This is a genomic window from Kitasatospora sp. NPDC051984 (assembly GCF_044593455.1).
Taxonomy (GTDB): domain Bacteria; phylum Actinomycetota; class Actinomycetes; order Streptomycetales; family Streptomycetaceae; genus Kitasatospora.
The window spans coordinates 858,276-873,935 of sequence record NZ_JBIUCB010000001.1; the positions used below are offsets into that span (position 1 = coordinate 858,276).

The 15,660-nt window shown below is 73.9% G+C and carries 14 protein-coding genes; 10 read left to right on the forward strand and 4 right to left on the reverse strand.

Features of this window, described 5'->3' with window-relative positions; all coding sequences use genetic code 11:
- Window positions 1-331: 331 nt before the first annotated feature.
- Complete coding sequence (locus ACIHEI_RS03865; protein WP_392950887.1) at window positions 332-772, reverse strand: nuclear transport factor 2 family protein; 441 nt, start codon at window positions 770-772, stop codon at window positions 332-334.
- A gap of 169 nt (window positions 773-941) precedes the next feature.
- Between ACIHEI_RS03865 and ACIHEI_RS03870 the strand changes: the two genes are divergently transcribed.
- The 5 genes from ACIHEI_RS03870 to ACIHEI_RS03890 are packed head-to-tail and all read left to right on the forward strand — an operon-like array spanning window position 942 to window position 6,877.
- A complete protein-coding gene (locus ACIHEI_RS03870) occupies window positions 942-1,724 on the forward strand; it encodes an SDR family NAD(P)-dependent oxidoreductase (protein ID WP_387637014.1) in 783 nt (260 codons plus the stop codon).
- A 26-nt stretch (window positions 1,725-1,750) separates the two neighbouring features.
- Entirely contained in the window at window positions 1,751-2,692 is a 942-nt protein-coding gene (locus tag ACIHEI_RS03875; protein WP_392950891.1) for an aromatase/cyclase, read from the forward strand.
- On the forward strand, window positions 2,685-4,868 hold the full coding sequence (locus tag ACIHEI_RS03880) for an AMP-binding protein (protein ID WP_396605460.1): 2,184 nt from the start codon (window positions 2,685-2,687) through the stop codon (window positions 4,866-4,868). Before ACIHEI_RS03875 ends, ACIHEI_RS03880 begins: the two co-directional genes overlap by 8 nt.
- The gene (locus ACIHEI_RS03885; protein ID WP_396605461.1) at window positions 4,861-5,619 is read left to right on the forward strand and encodes an SDR family oxidoreductase; all 759 of its coding nucleotides are present in this window, start codon (window positions 4,861-4,863) and stop codon (window positions 5,617-5,619) included. The genes ACIHEI_RS03880 and ACIHEI_RS03885 overlap by 8 nt, the downstream gene beginning before the upstream one ends.
- 25 nt (window positions 5,620-5,644) lie before the next feature.
- Window positions 5,645-6,877, forward strand: a complete 1,233-nt coding sequence (locus ACIHEI_RS03890; protein WP_396605462.1) for an FAD-dependent monooxygenase — start codon at window positions 5,645-5,647, stop codon at window positions 6,875-6,877.
- Between the two features lie 99 nt (window positions 6,878-6,976).
- Here ACIHEI_RS03890 and ACIHEI_RS03895 read toward each other — a convergent pair whose 3' ends face one another.
- Window positions 6,977-8,479, reverse strand: a complete 1,503-nt coding sequence (locus ACIHEI_RS03895) for a PH domain-containing protein (protein ID WP_396605463.1) — start codon at window positions 8,477-8,479, stop codon at window positions 6,977-6,979.
- Entirely contained in the window at window positions 8,476-9,009 is a 534-nt protein-coding gene (locus tag ACIHEI_RS03900) for a PH domain-containing protein (RefSeq protein WP_387866144.1), read from the reverse strand. Before ACIHEI_RS03900 ends, ACIHEI_RS03895 begins: the two co-directional genes overlap by 4 nt.
- Window positions 9,010-9,183: 174 nt before the next feature.
- Between ACIHEI_RS03900 and ACIHEI_RS03905 the strand changes: the two genes are divergently transcribed.
- From ACIHEI_RS03905 to ACIHEI_RS03925, 5 genes are all read left to right on the forward strand, one after another.
- Window positions 9,184-10,251, forward strand: a complete 1,068-nt coding sequence (locus tag ACIHEI_RS03905; protein WP_392950905.1) for a glucose-1-phosphate thymidylyltransferase — start codon at window positions 9,184-9,186, stop codon at window positions 10,249-10,251.
- Window positions 10,248-11,231: a dTDP-glucose 4,6-dehydratase gene (gene rfbB / locus ACIHEI_RS03910; protein ID WP_396605464.1), complete on the forward strand. Its 984-nt coding sequence runs from the start codon at window positions 10,248-10,250 to the stop codon at window positions 11,229-11,231. The genes ACIHEI_RS03905 and rfbB overlap by 4 nt, the downstream gene beginning before the upstream one ends.
- Window positions 11,228-12,829, forward strand: coding sequence for an FAD-dependent oxidoreductase (locus tag ACIHEI_RS03915; RefSeq protein WP_396605465.1), 1,602 nt, complete (start codon window positions 11,228-11,230; stop codon window positions 12,827-12,829). The genes rfbB and ACIHEI_RS03915 overlap by 4 nt, the downstream gene beginning before the upstream one ends.
- Before the next feature lie 90 nt (window positions 12,830-12,919).
- Window positions 12,920-13,654, forward strand: coding sequence for an SDR family NAD(P)-dependent oxidoreductase (locus ACIHEI_RS03920; protein ID WP_387636990.1), 735 nt, complete (start codon window positions 12,920-12,922; stop codon window positions 13,652-13,654).
- A gap of 76 nt (window positions 13,655-13,730) precedes the next feature.
- The gene (locus ACIHEI_RS03925) at window positions 13,731-14,345 is read left to right on the forward strand and encodes an antibiotic biosynthesis monooxygenase family protein (protein WP_396605466.1); all 615 of its coding nucleotides are present in this window, start codon (window positions 13,731-13,733) and stop codon (window positions 14,343-14,345) included.
- 143 nt (window positions 14,346-14,488) lie between these two features.
- Here the strand turns inward: ACIHEI_RS03925 and ACIHEI_RS03930 are convergent, their stop codons facing one another.
- On the reverse strand, window positions 14,489-15,655 hold the full coding sequence (locus ACIHEI_RS03930) for a nucleotide disphospho-sugar-binding domain-containing protein (protein ID WP_387636985.1): 1,167 nt from the start codon (window positions 15,653-15,655) through the stop codon (window positions 14,489-14,491).
- Window positions 15,656-15,660: the final 5 nt, after the last annotated feature.

Sequence of the window (15,660 nt, forward strand, 5' to 3'; positions counted from 1 at the left end):
CGCGCGGCCTCACGGTGTGCCCCGGCCCGCGGCTGACCGCAGTCGCCGGCTCCGCGCGGGCTTTGCGCTGCGCGCGGTGATTCGCGTCTGGCGACGGTCTGCGCTGCGCGCGGTGATTCGCGTCTGGCGACGGTCTGCGCTGCGCGCGGTGATTCGCGTCTGGCGACGGTCTGCGCTGCGCGCGGCGGCTTGGGCCTGGGGCGGTTCTCGCTCGATGCCCCTTGCGCTTCCAGCCCGGCGCGGGCATCGCGCTTCGCGCGGGGCCCGGGCGTGGCTGTGCCCGCCGGCCGGGGGAGGGGGCGGGCGGGCACAGCGGGGGTGGGGGAGTGGGTCAGAGGTCGTCGCGGGTGACCTGGCGGTGCTGGACGAGCCAGTGGCCGGATTCGCGGACGAGGAGGTCCTCGCAGAGGGTGCTGACGCGGATGGCGGCCTGGCCGCCCTTGGGGGTTTCGATGACGACGGCGTAGCTGCGGACGGCGGCGGTGTTCTCGTCGCGGGGTTCGACGGTGACCATGCCGAGCCAGTGGCGTCGCTGGATGCCCTTGGCGGCGTACGCGTCGGTCGCGGCCTGGGCGGCGGCGGTGATGGCGGCGCGGCCGGCGGCGGGTTCGGGGTGGGCGTTGGCGGCGAAGACGCCGTCCTCGGTGAAGGTGGCGGCCCATTCGGCGACCCGGCCGCTGTCGAGCAGCTGCATCTGGGACGCGAGGAACTGCTGGACCTGGAAGTACAGCTCGGCGGTGGCGGTGGCGGGCACCTGCTCCGTCGCGGTCATGGGGGAAGTCCTTTCCTGGCCGGTGCGGTCTGTCGCAGCGTCGCCGTCCGGGGTCGTGGGGGCCTCGAACGGAACTGGAGCCGGGGGGTCCGAGCGCGGCTCGATCGGGTGTCGAGACGGCGTCGGCACGCTGTTCGCCGTTGACGAGCGAAGCGAGAGGAGTGCGCCGATGAGCGGCGAGCAGCGGGTGGCTCTGGTGACGGGTGCGACCAGCGGTATCGGTCTGGCGGTGGCCCGCGGTCTGGCGGCGAGCGGTCTGGCGGTGTTCATCTGCGCGCGCAGCGCGGACGCGGTCGAGCTGACCGTGAAGGAGCTGCGGGCGGAGGGCCTGGAGGTGGCCGGCGCGACTGCCGACATCCGTAAGCCCGAGCAGGTGAAGGCGCTGGTGGACGCGGCGCTGGAGCAGTACGGCCGGATCGACGTGCTGGTGAACAACGCCGGGCGCAGCGGCGGCGGGGTGACCGCGCAGATCGCCGACGAGCTCTGGTACGACGTGATCGACACCAACCTGAACAGCGTGTTCCTGACCACCCGTGAGGTGCTGAACCGGGGTGGTCTGCAGGAGCGCGGCTGGGGCCGGGTGATCAACATCGCGTCGACCGGCGGCAAGCAGGGCGTGGTGCTGGGTGCCCCGTACTCGGCGTCGAAGCACGCGGTGGTGGGTTTCACCAAGGCGCTGGGCCTGGAGCTGGCGAAGACCGGTGTCACGGTCAACGCGGTGTGCCCGGGTTACGTGGAGACGCCGATGGCGCAGCGGGTCCGGCAGGGGTACGCGGCCGCGTACGACGCCACCGAGGAGCAGATCCTGGAGCGCTTCCAGGCGAAGATCCCGCTCGGCCGCTACTCGTCGCCGGAGGAGGTGGCCGGCCTGGTCGGCTACCTGGCGACCGACACCGCCGCTTCGATCACCGCGCAGGCGCTGAACGTCTGCGGCGGTCTGGGCAACTACTGAGCCGGTCAGGACAAGGAGACAGAGACATGTCCGAGCAGCACCGCACCGTCCACAGCACCACCGTCGCCGCACCCGCCGAGGCGGTGTACGGGATCGTCGCGGACGTCACCACCTGGCCGCTGTACTTCGCGCCGAACGTGCACGTCGAGCACCTGGAGCAGTCCGAGGGCAGTGAGCGGATCCGGATCTGGGCGACCGCGAACGGCGAGGTGAAGACCTGGGTGTCGCGCCGCGAGCTGGACGCCGAGGGATTGAAGGTGACGTTCCGGCAGGAGATCTCGACGCCGCCGGTGGCGTCGATGGGCGGCACCTGGGCGGTCACCGCGATCGACGAGAGCACCTCGCTGCTTGAGCTGCACCACGACTTCACCGCGGTCGACGACCTGCCGGAGAACGTGGAGTGGATCAACGCGGCGCTGGACCGCAACAGCGCGTCCGAGCTGGCCGGGATCAAGCAGATCGCCGAACTGGGCTCCGAGCTGGACGAGTTGGTGTTCAGCTTCGACGACACGGTGCACGTGGCCGGCGCCGGTGCGGACGTCTTCGAGTTCCTCAACCGGGCCGACCTGTGGCCGGAGCGGCTGCCGCACGTCGCCGCGCTGGACCTCCAGGAGGACGTCCCCGGCATCCAGGTGATGTCGATGGACACCAGCACCGCGGACGGTTCGGTGCACACCACCAAGTCGATCCGGGTGGTGTTCGGCGAGGACCGCATCGTCTACAAGCAGATCGCCGTCCCCGCGCTGATGACCGCGCACACCGGCCGCTGGACCATCGTCCAGGTGGACGGCGGCGTGGACGTCACCTCCCGGCACTCCGTCACCCTGAAGCCGTCGGCGATCGAGAAGATCCTCGGCGAGGGCAAGACCGTCGCCGACGCCCGCGAGTACGTGCACCGGGCGCTGTCCACCAACAGCACCACCACGCTGAAGCACGCGATGGCGTTCGCGGAGGCCCGCCGTGTCTGACCGGGCACTGCCCGGCCCCGGGCGGCTGGACTCGCTGCCGGCGCGGGCCGCCGCCGACCACCCCGGGCGGGTCGCCGTCGCGGGCGTCGAGGGCGCCGAGCTGGACTTCGCCACGCTGGACGCCCGGGCCACCGCGGTGGCCCGGGCGCTGGCCGGGCGGCTGGACGGGCCCGGCACCGTCGCGGTCGCCTCCGCGCTGCACCCGGACTTCGCGGTCGCCTACTACGGCGCCGCCCGCGCCGGGCAGGTGGTCGCGGTGGTCAACCCGCTGATCCCGGAGATCGGGGTGCAGCACGTGCTGGCCACCAGCCGGGCCCGGCTGGCGTTCGTGGACGCCGGCCTGCTGCCCAAGCTGAACGCGGTGCGGGCCAACCTGCCGGAGCTGCGCGAGGTCGTGCTGATCGGCGGCGCCGGTCAAGACGAGGACGGCGAGGCGGAGACGCTGGCCGCGCTGATCGCGGGCGCGCCGGACGGTGACGGCTGGCAGCCGCCCGCCGTCGAGCTGGACGACACCGCCTGCCTGCAGTTCACCAGCGGCACCACCGGCCTGCCGAAGGCCGTCCGGCTCACCCACCGCAACCTCACGGTGAACGCCGCTCAGATCGCCGCCGCGCACCTGCTGGACGCGGACGCGACCACCCTCAACCACCTGCCCACCTACCACCCGATGCACCTCAACTCGGCGGTCGCCGCGGCCGCCACCCAGGTGCTGTGCGCCGACCCCGAGCCGGTGGACGCGGTGCACGCCGCCAACGCCCACGGCGCGACGCACTTCTACAGCCTGCCGGTGCGCCTGGCCCGGCTGGCCGCCGATCCGGCCCTCGACGGGCTCGCTCTGCGCACCGTCACCCGGATCGCCTCCGGCGGCTCCGCGCTGCCCGTGGAGGCCGCGCGCACGCTGACCGAGCGGTTCGGCATCCCGGTGTTCCAGGGTTACGGCCTGGCCGAGACCTCCCCGCTGACCCACAGCGACGACCCCGAGCACCCCGTGCACGGCTCGGTCGGCCGGACCGTGCCGGGCACCGAGTGCCGGGTGGTGGACCTGGACAGCGGCGCCGAACTGGCCGCCGGGCAGACCGGCGAAGTCCAGCTGCGCGGGCCGCAGGTGATGAAGGGCTACCTCGGCGGGCCCGACCTGGCCCCCGGCGAGTGGTTCACCACCGGCGACATCGGCCGGACCGACGAGCAGGGACGGCTGTTCCTGATCGACCGGCTCGGCGACGTCTTCAAGGTCGACAACTTCCTGGTCGCCCCGTCCGAGGTCGAACAGGTGCTCACCGAGCACCCGCTGGTGCGGGAGGCGGTCGTGGTCGGCCTGCCCGACGGGCAGGGCTACCGGGTGGCCGGCGCCCTGCTGGTGCTCGACGAGCCCGGGCGGCTCGCCGAGGTGCTTGAGCAGGTGGGCGGCGAACTGCCGTACTACCAGCGGCCGGTGCACGCCGAGGCGGTCGGGTCGATCCCTCGCTCGGGCAACGGAAAGATCCAACGACGCGTCCTGGCCGGGCAGTTCGCCGCCCGCCTGGGCCTCGCCGACCCAACGACCGAAGGGAGCCAGGAGATGGCCGCCCCGCAGTTCACCGTCATCAACACCTTCACCCTCAAGGACCCGGCCGGCGGCGACGCCTTCGAGGAGCGCTTCCTGGACCACGTCCAGTGGATGCGCGCCCAGTTCGGGTTCCGCGCGCACCAGGCCGTCCGGGCCGCCGACCGGCCCGAGGTGTACGTCAACTTCGGCTGGTGGGCCACCCCCGGCGACTTCCAGCAGGTACTCGGCAGCGACACCTTCAAGGCGCACGCCGAGGAGTTCCACCGGATCGTGGACGTCCAGGCCGAGCCGTCGATGGGCGTGCTGCGGGTGGACGGCGAGGCCACCGGCGACGGCGCGGTGCTGGTCGTGGAGCGCTTCACCGTCACCGAGGACGCCGACAAGTTCGAGGCCGCGTACGGCAGTTGGATCGAGGCGCTGGCCGGCGGCCTCGGGCACGCCGACCTGGCCAAGGCGCTGATGCGGCCCGGCGGCTACACCGCGCTCACCCGCTGGGCGAGCGAGCAGGACTGGCAGGCCGCCCGCGAACTGCCCGAGTACGCCGACCTGGCCGCGCTCGCCACCGTCGAGACGCAGCTCGCCGCGCCGGTGGCCGGCACCCGCACCGCCCCGGCGGCCGACGGTGCCTGAGCCGTCCGACCTCGGGCTGTCCGGGAAGACCGCGGTCGTCACCGGGGCGACCCGCGGCGTGGGGCTGGCGGTCGCCCGCCGGCTCTGCGCCGGGGGCGCCCGGGTGGTGCTCAACTACGCGCACTCCGAGCAGGACGCCGCCCGGGCCGTCGAGGAGCTCGACGGGCTGGGGGGCGGCGCGCACGCCGTCCGCGCCGACATCACCACCGCGGCGGGCCTGGACCTGCTGCTCGGCGAGGTCCGCGACCGGTACGGCCGGCTCGACGTGTTCGTGCACAATGCCGCACCATGGCGGCCCACCCCCGCCGTCGGCGGGGACGCCGCCGCCGTCACCGCCGCCGTCGGCGCCGCGCTCGACCCGCTGCTGCGCGGCGGCGCCGCGATCGCCGAACTGATGGGCGGCGGACCGGGCCGGATCGTCGCCGTCTCCAGTTCCGGCGCCCGCTCCGTGGTGCCCCGGTACGTCGCCGCGGGCGTCGCCAAGGCCGCGCTGGAGTCCCTGGTGCGCTACCTGGCGGTCGAACTGGCCGGCCGCGGCATCACCGTCAACGCGGTCTCCACCGCGAAGCTCGACAAGGGCCCCGCCACCCCGCAGCCCGAGGTCGCCGCGATGCTCGCCGCCCGCACCCCGGCCGGCCGGCTCACCACCCCCGAGGACCTGGCCGACGTCGTCGCGCTGCTGTGCAGCCCCGAAGCGGCCTGGCTGCACGGCCAGACCGTCACCGCCGACGGCGGCCTCGGACTCCTCTGAAACTCCTGCACCGGAGAGGAACGGCATGAGCGAGGACACCGGCCGGGAGGCCGAGGCGGACGTCTGCGTGGTCGGCGCCGGGCCGGCCGGGCTGGTGCTGGCGCTGCTGCTGCTGAAGTCCGGGCTGCGGGTCGCGGTGGTCGAACGGGCCCGCGCCCACCAGCGGGAGTTCCGCGGCGAGATCCTGCAGCCCGGCGCGATGGCGCTGCTGGACCGGCTGGGCGTGCTGTCCGGCGCCCGCACCCGCGGCGCGCACGAGCACGAGCGGTTCCGGCTGGTCGAGGGCGGCCGCGTGCTGCTCGACATCGACTACCGCCGCCTGCCCGCCCCGTACGACCACCTGCTGAGCCTGCCGCAGGCCCACCTGCTGGACGAACTGCTGCTGCACTGCGAGAAGTTCGAGGGCTTCGCGTACTTCGACGGCCACCGGGTCGGCGAGCTGCTCCAGGACGGCGGCCGCACCACCGGCGTCCGCGCGGGAACACTGACCGTCCGGGCGGCCGTGGTGGTCGGCGCGGACGGCCGGTACTCCAAGGTGCGCCGGCTGGCCGGGATCGAGGCCGGCCGCACCGAGGCGTTCGACCTGGACGTGCTCTGGTTCAAGCTCAAGCTGCCCGGCCGCCGCCCGGGCGAGCGCCGCGACGTACGGGTGTTCCGCGACGGCGGCAACCCGGTGCTGGCGTACGACTCGTACCCGGACAGCGCGCAGATCGGCTGGACCCTGCCGCACAAGGGCTACCAGCAGGTCGCCGTCCACGGCATCGACCACATCCGCGAGCAGCTGGCCGCGGCGATCCCGCCGTACGCCGAACTGATCCGGGAACAGATCCGCTCCACCCGCGACGTCACCCTGCTCGACGTGTTCTCCGGCCGGGCCGACCGCTGGGCCGCCGACGGCCTGGTGCTGATCGGCGACGCCGCGCACACCCACAGCCCGATCGGCGCGCAGGGCATCAACCTGGCCGTCCAGGACGCCGTGGTGCTGCACCCGATCCTGGTGCGGGCACTGGCCGACGGGGACACCTCGGCGGCCCGGCTGGGCGAGTTCGAGACCCTGCGCGGGCCGGACATCGCCGCGACCATGAAGCTCCAGGGCCTGCAGAGCAAGGCCATGCTGTCCCGGGGCGGGCTGGCCGCGAAGATCCGGCCGAAGCTGGCGGCGGTCGTCCAGCGCACCCCGCTGGGGCGCAAGATCCTCGACCGGATCGCGTTCGGCAACCGCCGGGTGCGGATCGCCGAGGAGTGCTTCACCGACTGAGCCCCGGAACTGAGCCCCGGAACCGGGTCCCGGAACCGGGTCCCGGAGAAGACGAAGAGCGCCTCCCCGCGGGGAGGCGCTCTTCGGCGTCCCGTTCCGTCAGTCCGTCGCCGGGACCAGGAACGGTGTCAGCAGGCCGGGCAGCACCTGGTCGGCGAGCTCCGGCAGCTGATCGACGGGCAGGTCGATCACCTGGTACTTCTTGCGCCCGGCGGCGGTGGTCGCGGTCAGCGTCACCAGGCCGGCCCGGCGCTGGCCCCAGGAGCGGCGCAGGTTCCAGCCGATCACGCCCTCGCCCGACAGCACCGTCCGGCGGCGCACCAGCGAACCGTGCCGGGACACCAGGAAACCGTCCGCCACGGCGTGCCCCAGCGAGCGGTACCGGTCCAGGGCCAGCGGCACGGTGAACGGCAGCAGCGCCGCCCAGCCGAGCGCGCACCAGGCCGGCAGCAGGTCCAGTGCCGCCGCCGCGCCGAGCAGCGCCAGGCCCAGCGCCCAGCCGCCCAGCGCCCTGGTCAGCCGGCGGGTGCGGGCCCGCGGCCCGTGCCCGACCAGCGGCGCGCGCAGCGGCCCGTCGCCCACCACCTCCTCGGCCACCGCCAGCGCGGTCGCCAGCGGCGCGGCCGGGACCAGCGGCGGGCCGCCGCGCTCCCGGTGCGCGACCGTCGCGACGGCCGAGCAGCGCGCGCCGCCGAGCAGCCGCACCGGCAGGCTCTCGGCCAGCTCGACGCCGTACACCCGGCGCTTCTCCAGCGCGATGGCCCGCTTGCTCACCACCCCGTGCCGGATCTCCAGGGACCCGCCGGAGCCGCGCAGCAGGGCGAAGCCGACGGTGCGTTCGGCGAAGGTCAGCAGGTTGATCGCGGTGCCGACGAGCAGGATCACCAGCGGCAGCCGGACGGACTTCGGGCCGAGCGCGTCGATGTGCAGCAGCCACTCCACCGTCGACCCGATCGGGGTCTGCTGGGTGATGCTGGACATCGGGCCGGTCAGCGACAGGCCGATCGCCAGCAGCGGCAGGAAACCGGTCAGCGCGAACGGCGCGTACCGGAGCCAGGTGGGCGAGAACCGCAGCAGTACGGTGGAGGGCTCCTGGGCGGCCACCGGGGTGGCCCGGGCGCCGGCGAGGAGTTCCTCGCGCAGCGCCAGCGCCTCGGTGCGCCGCAGCGCGTCCAGCTTCAGCCGGTCCCCGCGCGCGGTCGCCGCCTGCCCGGTGCCGACGGACACGGTGGCCAGGCCCAGCATCCGGTGGACGGCGCCGGAGTGCAGGTCGACGGTGCGCACCCGGTCGGCGGGCACCGCGATGTGACGCCGTATCAGCAGGCCGTGCCGCAGCTCCACCAGGCCCGGGGCGACCCGGAACCGGGTGGTCCACCAGCGCAGCAGGCCGGCGCCGACCGCAAGCGCCGTCACCAGGTACGCCCAGTTGTTGTGGTGTCCGGAGCTGTGCCCGAAGACGAGCGCCGTGATCAGCAGCGGCGCCATCTTGACCACCTCGTGCACCGGGTGGACCAGCAGCATCCGCGGGTCGAGCCGCCGCCAGCCGTCCTGGTCGGCCGGTGCCTCGGCGGGCGGGGCGGGCGGGGCGGGGACGGCGGTCATGTGGCGTCCCCCGTGCCGGACCTGACGGCGGCGGTGAGGTCGGCGGTGAGCCGGCTCGCGGTGTCCTCGGCCAGGCCGCGGATCTTCAGCGGGCCGGCCGAGGACGCGGTGGTGACGGTGATGGTGGTCAGGCCGAGGCGGCGCTCCAGCGGCCCGCGCTCGTGGTCGATGGTCTGCACCCGGGCGAGCGGGGCGATCCGCCGCTCCTCGACCAGCCAGCCGCTCTGGGTGTAGATCGCGCTGTCGGTGGTCTCCCAGCGGTGGACGGCGAAGCGGCGGCGCGGCATCACGGCCAGGTGGACGGCGGCCAGCACCACGGTCAGCGCCAGCGCGGCCAGCCGGGGGACCGTCGCCCAGGACGGCAGCAGCACCAGCAGCGCGATCTGCGCGGCGGCGGCGAGCAGCCAGCGGAGCAGCGCGCTCAGCCGCCACCAGCGCACCGCGCGCGGGTCGACGGAATGCTCGGGCGGCCTCAGCCGCAGTGCGGGGGGCGGGAGTTGGGACCCGGGCGGGGGCGTGGTGGCGGACATGTCGATCAGCATCGCGCAGCCCTGGCGCGCCCCGCCGGTGATTCGCTCGACTTCCGCTGGAGCCGGCCCGCGGCCCGGCCCACCGATCCTGACGGCCGGGTTCGAGGGATTCTCCACCGCGAGCTCCCATCCTCCGGCTGTCCGCGCCATTGACCGTTGAGGAAGAGGACCCCGATGAAGGCTCTGGTGCTGTCGGGCGGGTCGGGAACCCGTCTGCGTCCATTCACCTATTCGATGCCCAAGCAGCTCATCCCGGTCGCCAACCGCCCGGTGCTCGAACACGTCCTGGAGAACATCCGCGAGCTCGGGGTCACCGAGATCGGCGTGATCGTCGGCGAACGGCGGCCGGAGATCGAGGCCGTGCTGGGCGACGGCGCCCGGCTCGGGGTGCGCATCACCTACCTCCACCAGGAGCAGCCGCTCGGCCTGGCGCACACCGTGACCGTCGCCCGGGAGTTCCTCGGCGACGACGACTTCGTGATGTACCTCGGCGACAACATGCTCCCGGACGGGATCGTGGAGATCGCCGAGGAGTTCCGGGCCAACCGGCCGGCCGCCCAGGTGGTGGTCCACAAGGTCGCCGACCCGCGGGCGTTCGGGGTGGCCGAGGTCGCCCCCGACGGCACGGTGCAGCGCCTGGTCGAGAAGCCCCAGCAGCCGCGCAGCGACCTGGCGCTGATCGGCGTCTACTTCTTCACCCCGGCGATCCACCGGGCGGTCGCGGGCATCGCGCCCAGCGCCCGCGGCGAGCTGGAGATCACCGACGCCATCCAGTGGCTGGTCACCGAAGGGGCGCAGGTCAGCGCCAGTGAGTACCGGGGATACTGGAAGGACACCGGCCGGGTCGACGACGTCCTGGACTGCAACCGGCAACTGCTGGACGGCCTGCGCCGCTCGGTCGCCGGCGAGGTGGACGAGAGCAGCGAGCTGATCGGCGAGGTGCTGGTCGAGCCCGGTGCCAAGGTGATCCGCTCGCGGATCGAGGGCCCGGCGGTGGTCGGAGCGGGCAGCGTGATCGAGGACAGCCACATCGGCCCGCACACCTCGATCGGCCGGGACTGCGTCCTGCGCGACACCCACGTGTCCTACTCCATCGCGCTGGACGGCGCGACCGTCCGCGGTGTCAGCGGCGTGCACGGCTCGTTGATCGGCCGTTCCGCCAACGTCACCAGCGTGCAGAGCACCCTGCGTCACCACCGCCTGGTGGTCGGCGATCACACTCAGGTCGAGGTGGCAGCATGAGAATCCTGGTCACCGGCGGTGCCGGTTTCATCGGGTCGCACTACGTCCGGACGCTGCTCGAGGGCGGCTACCCCGGCTACGAGGACGCGCAGGTCACCGTCCTCGACAAACTCACCTACGCCGGCAACCGGGACAACCTGCCGGCCTCCGGCCCCCGGCTGGACTTCGTCCAGGGCGACATCTGCGACCTGCCGCTGCTGCTCGAACTGATGCCCGGCCACGACGCCGTGGTGCACTTCGCCGCCGAGTCGCACGTGGACCGCTCGCTGGAGTCCGCCGCCGAGTTCGTCCGCACCAACGTCGGCGGCACCCAGAACGTCATGGAGGCCGCGCTGCGCTCCGGCGTGCCGCGGGTGGTGCACGTCTCCACCGACGAGGTGTACGGCTCCATCGACGAGGGCTCCTGGACCGAGGAGTGGCCGCTGCTGCCGAACTCCCCGTACGCCGCCTCCAAGGCTGGCTCCGACCTGATCGCCCGCGCCTACTGGCGCACCCACGGGCTGAACGTCTCGGTCACCCGCTGCTCCAACAACTACGGGCCCTACCAGCACCCCGAGAAGCTCATCCCGCTGTTCGTCACCAACCTGCTGGAGGGCAAGCAGGTCCCGCTGTACGGCGAGGGCGCCAACATCCGCGAATGGCTGCACGTGGACGACCACTGCCGGGCCATCCAGCTGGTGCTGACCGGCGGCCGGGCCGGCGAGATCTACAACGTCGGCGGCGGCAACGAGCAGACCAACCTGCAGATCACCGAACAGCTGCTGGAGCACCTGGGCGCCGACTGGAGCGCGGTGCGCAAGGTCGCCGACCGCAAGGGCCACGACCTGCGGTACTCGCTGGACGAGAGCAAGATCCGCGAGGAGCTCGGCTACGAACCGCGGATCCCGTTCGCTCAGGGCCTGGCCGACACCGTCGACTGGTACCGGGACAACCCGGGCTGGTGGAAGACCGTCAAGCACGGCCTGGAGGAGAGCCGGTGACCACCGCACAGGTCCTGGTCGTCGGCGCCGGGCCGGTCGGCCTGACCGCCGCCCACGAACTCGCCCGGCACGGCGTCACCGTCCGGCTGGTCGACGCCGCCGACGGCCCCGCCACCACCAGCAGGGCCCTGGCCACCCACGCCCGCACCCTGGAGGTCTACGACCAGATCGGCATCCTGGACGAGGTACTGCCGCGCGGCCAGCGCGTCGAACACTTCACGCTGCACCAGAACGGCCGCCGGCTGGCCCGCTTCGACACCGACTACAGCCACCTGCCCACCCGCTTCCCGTTCACCCTGATGGTCGACCAGGTGATCACCGAGGAGGTGCTGCGCACCGCCTGCGCCCGCCAGGGCGTCCAGGTCGAGTGGGGCGTGCGGCTCGCCTCGTTCGACGACCGCGGGGACGGCGTCGGGGCCGTGCTCACGCACCCCGACGGCCGCACCGAACACGCCTCGTTCGACTGGATGATCGGCTGCGACGGCGGGCACAGCACCGTCCGCAAACAGCTCGGCATCCCGCTGATCGGCGAGAGCAGCGAGACCTGGCTGATCGCCGACGCGGTGGTCGACTGCGACCTCCCCCGGGACAGCATCCACTGGATGCGCACCCCCGCCGGCACCGTGATGATGGTGCCCTTCCCCGACCCCGGCAAGTGGCGGCTGCTGGACACCGCCGACGCCTCGTACCCCAGCGACGAGGCGGTCGCCCGGCGCTTCGCCGAGAAGATCTCGATCGGCACCGGACGGCCCGTCGAGGTCGAACTGCCCACCTGGGTCTCGGTGTTCACCATCCAGCAGCGGATGATCGAGCAGATGCGCAGCGGCCGGGTGTTCCTGGCCGGCGACGCCGCGCACGTCCACAGCCCCGCCTCCGGACAGGGCCTGAACACCGGCATCCAGGACGCCGTCAACCTGGCCTGGAAACTCGCCGCGGTGGTCAACGGCGAGGCCGCCGAAACCCTGCTCGACAGCTACAGCGCCGAACGGGTCCCGGTCGGGGCGACCCTGCTGAAGTCCACCCGGATGGCCACCATGCTGGTGCAGCTCCGCAGCCGGAAGGCCGCCGCCGCACTGCGCACCCTCTTCACCGTGGTCCGCTCGGTACGGCCGCTGAAGTCGAAGATCGAACGGAAGATCATGGGCGGCATGTCGGCCCTGGACCTCTCCTACGCCGACGGCCCGCTCGCCCTGCCCTCCGCACCCGCCACCGGCTCCGGCCCGGCACCCGGACAGCGGGTCGCCAAGGTCACCGACCCGTCGCCCGCCTGGACCGCGCTGCTGGACGAACTGCGCACGCCCGGCTGGACACTGCTGGCCCGCGCCGTCCCCGCCCAGTACCCGGCGCTGCACCGGCTCGCCGAGGAGCACCCGGCCGTCCGGGTCCGCACCCTGGGCGAGGACGGGCCAGGACCGCTCGCCGACCCCGACGGCGCGCTCGCCGCCGACCTCGGCGTCCCGGCCGGCGGCTGGCTGCTGATCCGACCCGACGGCCACCTCGCCGCGTCCGGGCCCGGCCTGGACGCCGCCCCGCCCGCCGAGGCGTTCGCCGCGCTCGGCCTCCGCGCGGGCGCCGCGGACCGGCTCGCCGTCGGCTGACGCGGCGAGGTGGCGGGGCGGCGCACCGCCACCTCGCCACCCCACCGCGCCGGCCTTTTTCACCGACCACTTCGCAGACGGAGACATGTGATGGGAAAGCTGACCGGACGTACCGTCCTCATCAGCGGCGCGGCCGGCGGCCAGGGCGCCGTCACCGCACGGCGGTTCGTCGCCGAGGGCGCCCGGGTGGTGCTCGGCGACCTGCGCGAGGACGTGAAGGAACTCGCCGACGAGCTCGGCGAATCGGCCGCGGCGATCCGGCTGGACGTCCGCCGCGAGGAGGACTGGGCGGCCGCCGTCGCACTCGCCGAGCAGACCTTCGGCGGACTCGACGGCCTGGTCAACAACGCCGGCATCCTGCACCAGGGCCTGCTGGAGGCCACCACCCGCGACGACTACCTGAACGTGATCGAGGTCAACCAGCTCGGCGTGTTCCTCGGCATGCGCGCCGTCGTCCCCGCGCTGCGCGCCGCCGGCGGCGGAACGATCGTCAACATCGCGTCCGTCAACGCCCAGCAGGGCGTGCCGATGCTCACCGCCTACTGCGCCAGCAAGTTCGCGGTGCTCGGCATGACCAAGGTCGCCGCGCTGGAACTCGGCCGCGACGGCATCCGGGTCAACGCCGTCTGCCCGGGCGTGATCCGCACCGACATGACCGGCGGCATGCCCGAGCGGATCGAGCAGCGGCTGCTGGAGGGCATCCCGCTCGGCCGGTTCGGCGCCCCCGACGAGATCGCCGCCCTCACCCTGTTCCTCACCAGCGCCGAGTCCGGGTACTGCTCCGGCGGCGAGTTCGTCGCCGACGGCGGCTGGACGGCCGGCTGACACCCCGTTCGAGCGGCCCTCGACCGGCCGCGGCCAGACTCCCCGCACGGACCGAGACCACGACAGGACACCGCACATGACCGACGACCAGACCACCGACCGCCCGATCACCGTGGTCGCCACCTTCACCCTGAAGGGCGACGCCGCCGAGTTCGAGCAGCTGCTCGCCGAGCAGGCCGAACTGATGCGCGCCGGCGACGGCTTCGAACTCGGCGTCCTGGCCCGCTCCACCACCTCGCCCGACACCTACGTCAACCTCGCCTGGTGGCGCGACTCCCAGTCGTACCTGTCGGTGGTGCGCTCCTACGCCTTCGCGGCCAAGGCGATGAGCGAGCTGCCCCGGCTCGCGGACGCCCGGATCGACCGCTTCGTCCCCACCGCCGACCACGGCACGCTGCTGCCCGCCGACGGCGCCGAGCAGGGCGTGCTGGTGCTGGCGGTGCACGCCGCCGACGAGTCCGCCGCCGAACAGGTCGAGGCCGGCTGGGCCGCGCACACCGGGCAACTGACCGGCCAGGAGGGCTTCCTGGGCGCGGCCCTCGGCCGCTCCGAGGTCCGCCCCGGCGGCCACGGACAGCTCGGCTGGTGGCGCGACGAGGCCGCGGCCGCCGCCGCGCCCGGCTACCGCGCGGAGGGCACCGAGACGCTGGTGCTCCGCCCGGTGCACACGGTCTCCGGCCGGACCGCCTGAACCGCGCCGCAATCGCGATCGCGACCGCCCGCCCGCCGGTACCACGGCCGGGCGGGCGGCCGTCTGCGTTGGACCGGTGGCGGGCAACGAGAACGGCCCCCGCCGGGGCGGGGGCCGTTCGGGCCCGGGGGAGCGGTGAACGCTCAGGCGGCGCCGGCCAGTTCGACCAGCACCGGGACGGTCTCCGCCGGGCTCGGCTGCCCGGCCATGCCCGCGCGCAGCCGGGCCGCGCCCTCCGCGTGGGCCGGGTCGGACACCAGCGCCCGCAGCGCCTTGTGCACGGCCTCCACGTCGTTCTGCTGCGCCGCCTCGTCCAGGCTCAGGCCCGCGCCGCAGGCGACGATCCGGTCGCCGACCACGAAGGTGTCCAGGTGACCGGGCAGCACCAGCTGCGGCAGGCCGAACGCGGTCGCCGTCAACTGGGTGCCGGAGCCGCCGTGGTGGACCACCGCCGTGCAGCCGCCGAGCACCGCGTCCAGCGGCACCGGGTCGACCAGCCGCACCGAGGACGGCACCGGGCCGAGCTGCTCCCGGTACGGGGCGCCGACGGTGACCAGCGCCTCGGTGTCCGGGATGCCGTCGAAGGCGTCGACGATCCGGCGCAGCAGCGGCAGCCCGTTCATCGCCAGCGTCAACTGCCCGAGCGACACGCACACCCGGTGCCCGGCCGGCTCGTCGAACGCCCAGTCGGGCACCGGGCCTGAGCCGTTGCTCGGCACGTACCGGATCGGGGTGCCGGGGGTGACGGACGGGTCCTGGAAACCGGGCGGGCACGGGTCGAGCACCAGGTCCGGCTGCGGCAGGCCGTCCGGCAGGCCGAGGCGGGCGCACACCCCGCTCAGCGAGTGCGCGCCCACCGCGTGCGCGACCTCGCCGACCGGGTCGACGCCCCAGCGGTGCTGCACCACCGGGACGCCCAGCAGGCCGCCGACGATCAGCGCGCCGTACTCCAGCCGGTCGGAGAGCACCAGGTCCGGCTTCCAGGAGCGGGCGATCTCCAGGTACGCGCCCACCGTGTACCGGGTGTGCATGGTCCACGGGCGCACCGCGCCGGCGAACGCGGCCGGCGCCGGACGCCCGCCGGCCTCGATCGGACGCAGCCCGGCCGGCAGCCCCAGCGACATCAACTCGCCCGCGTGGAAAGCCTCGCCGACGCTGTGGCCGCTCAGCCCGGCCGCGTGCGCGGCGGCGATCACGTCCGGCTGGCCGGCCACCAGCACCTCGTGCCCGGCCCCGCGCAGCGCCCAGGCCAGCGGGGCGAGCGGGGCGAAGTGGGTTGCCACCGGGGTGGTGATGATGAGTACCTTCATCGGGG

What these genes read in the sequence shown, in the direction of transcription:
- ACIHEI_RS03925 (WP_396605466.1), top strand. Translation starts at nt 13,731, where the DNA reads ATGACCGACGACCAGACCACCGACCGCCCGATCACCGTGGTCGCCACC.
- ACIHEI_RS03895 (WP_396605463.1), bottom strand. Translation starts at nt 8,479, where the DNA reads ATGACCGCCGTCCCCGCCCCGCCCGCCCCGCCCGCCGAGGCACCGGCC.
- ACIHEI_RS03870 (WP_387637014.1), top strand. Translation starts at nt 942, where the DNA reads ATGAGCGGCGAGCAGCGGGTGGCTCTGGTGACGGGTGCGACCAGCGGT.
- ACIHEI_RS03930 (WP_387636985.1), bottom strand. Translation starts at nt 15,655, where the DNA reads ATGAAGGTACTCATCATCACCACCCCGGTGGCAACCCACTTCGCCCCG.
- ACIHEI_RS03875 (WP_392950891.1), top strand. Translation starts at nt 1,751, where the DNA reads ATGTCCGAGCAGCACCGCACCGTCCACAGCACCACCGTCGCCGCACCC.
- ACIHEI_RS03905 (WP_392950905.1), top strand. Translation starts at nt 9,184, where the DNA reads ATGAAGGCTCTGGTGCTGTCGGGCGGGTCGGGAACCCGTCTGCGTCCA.
- rfbB (WP_396605464.1), top strand. Translation starts at nt 10,248, where the DNA reads ATGAGAATCCTGGTCACCGGCGGTGCCGGTTTCATCGGGTCGCACTAC.
- ACIHEI_RS03890 (WP_396605462.1), top strand. Translation starts at nt 5,645, where the DNA reads ATGAGCGAGGACACCGGCCGGGAGGCCGAGGCGGACGTCTGCGTGGTC.
- ACIHEI_RS03920 (WP_387636990.1), top strand. Translation starts at nt 12,920, where the DNA reads ATGGGAAAGCTGACCGGACGTACCGTCCTCATCAGCGGCGCGGCCGGC.
- ACIHEI_RS03865 (WP_392950887.1), bottom strand. Translation starts at nt 772, where the DNA reads ATGACCGCGACGGAGCAGGTGCCCGCCACCGCCACCGCCGAGCTGTAC.
- ACIHEI_RS03900 (WP_387866144.1), bottom strand. Translation starts at nt 9,009, where the DNA reads ATGTCCGCCACCACGCCCCCGCCCGGGTCCCAACTCCCGCCCCCCGCA.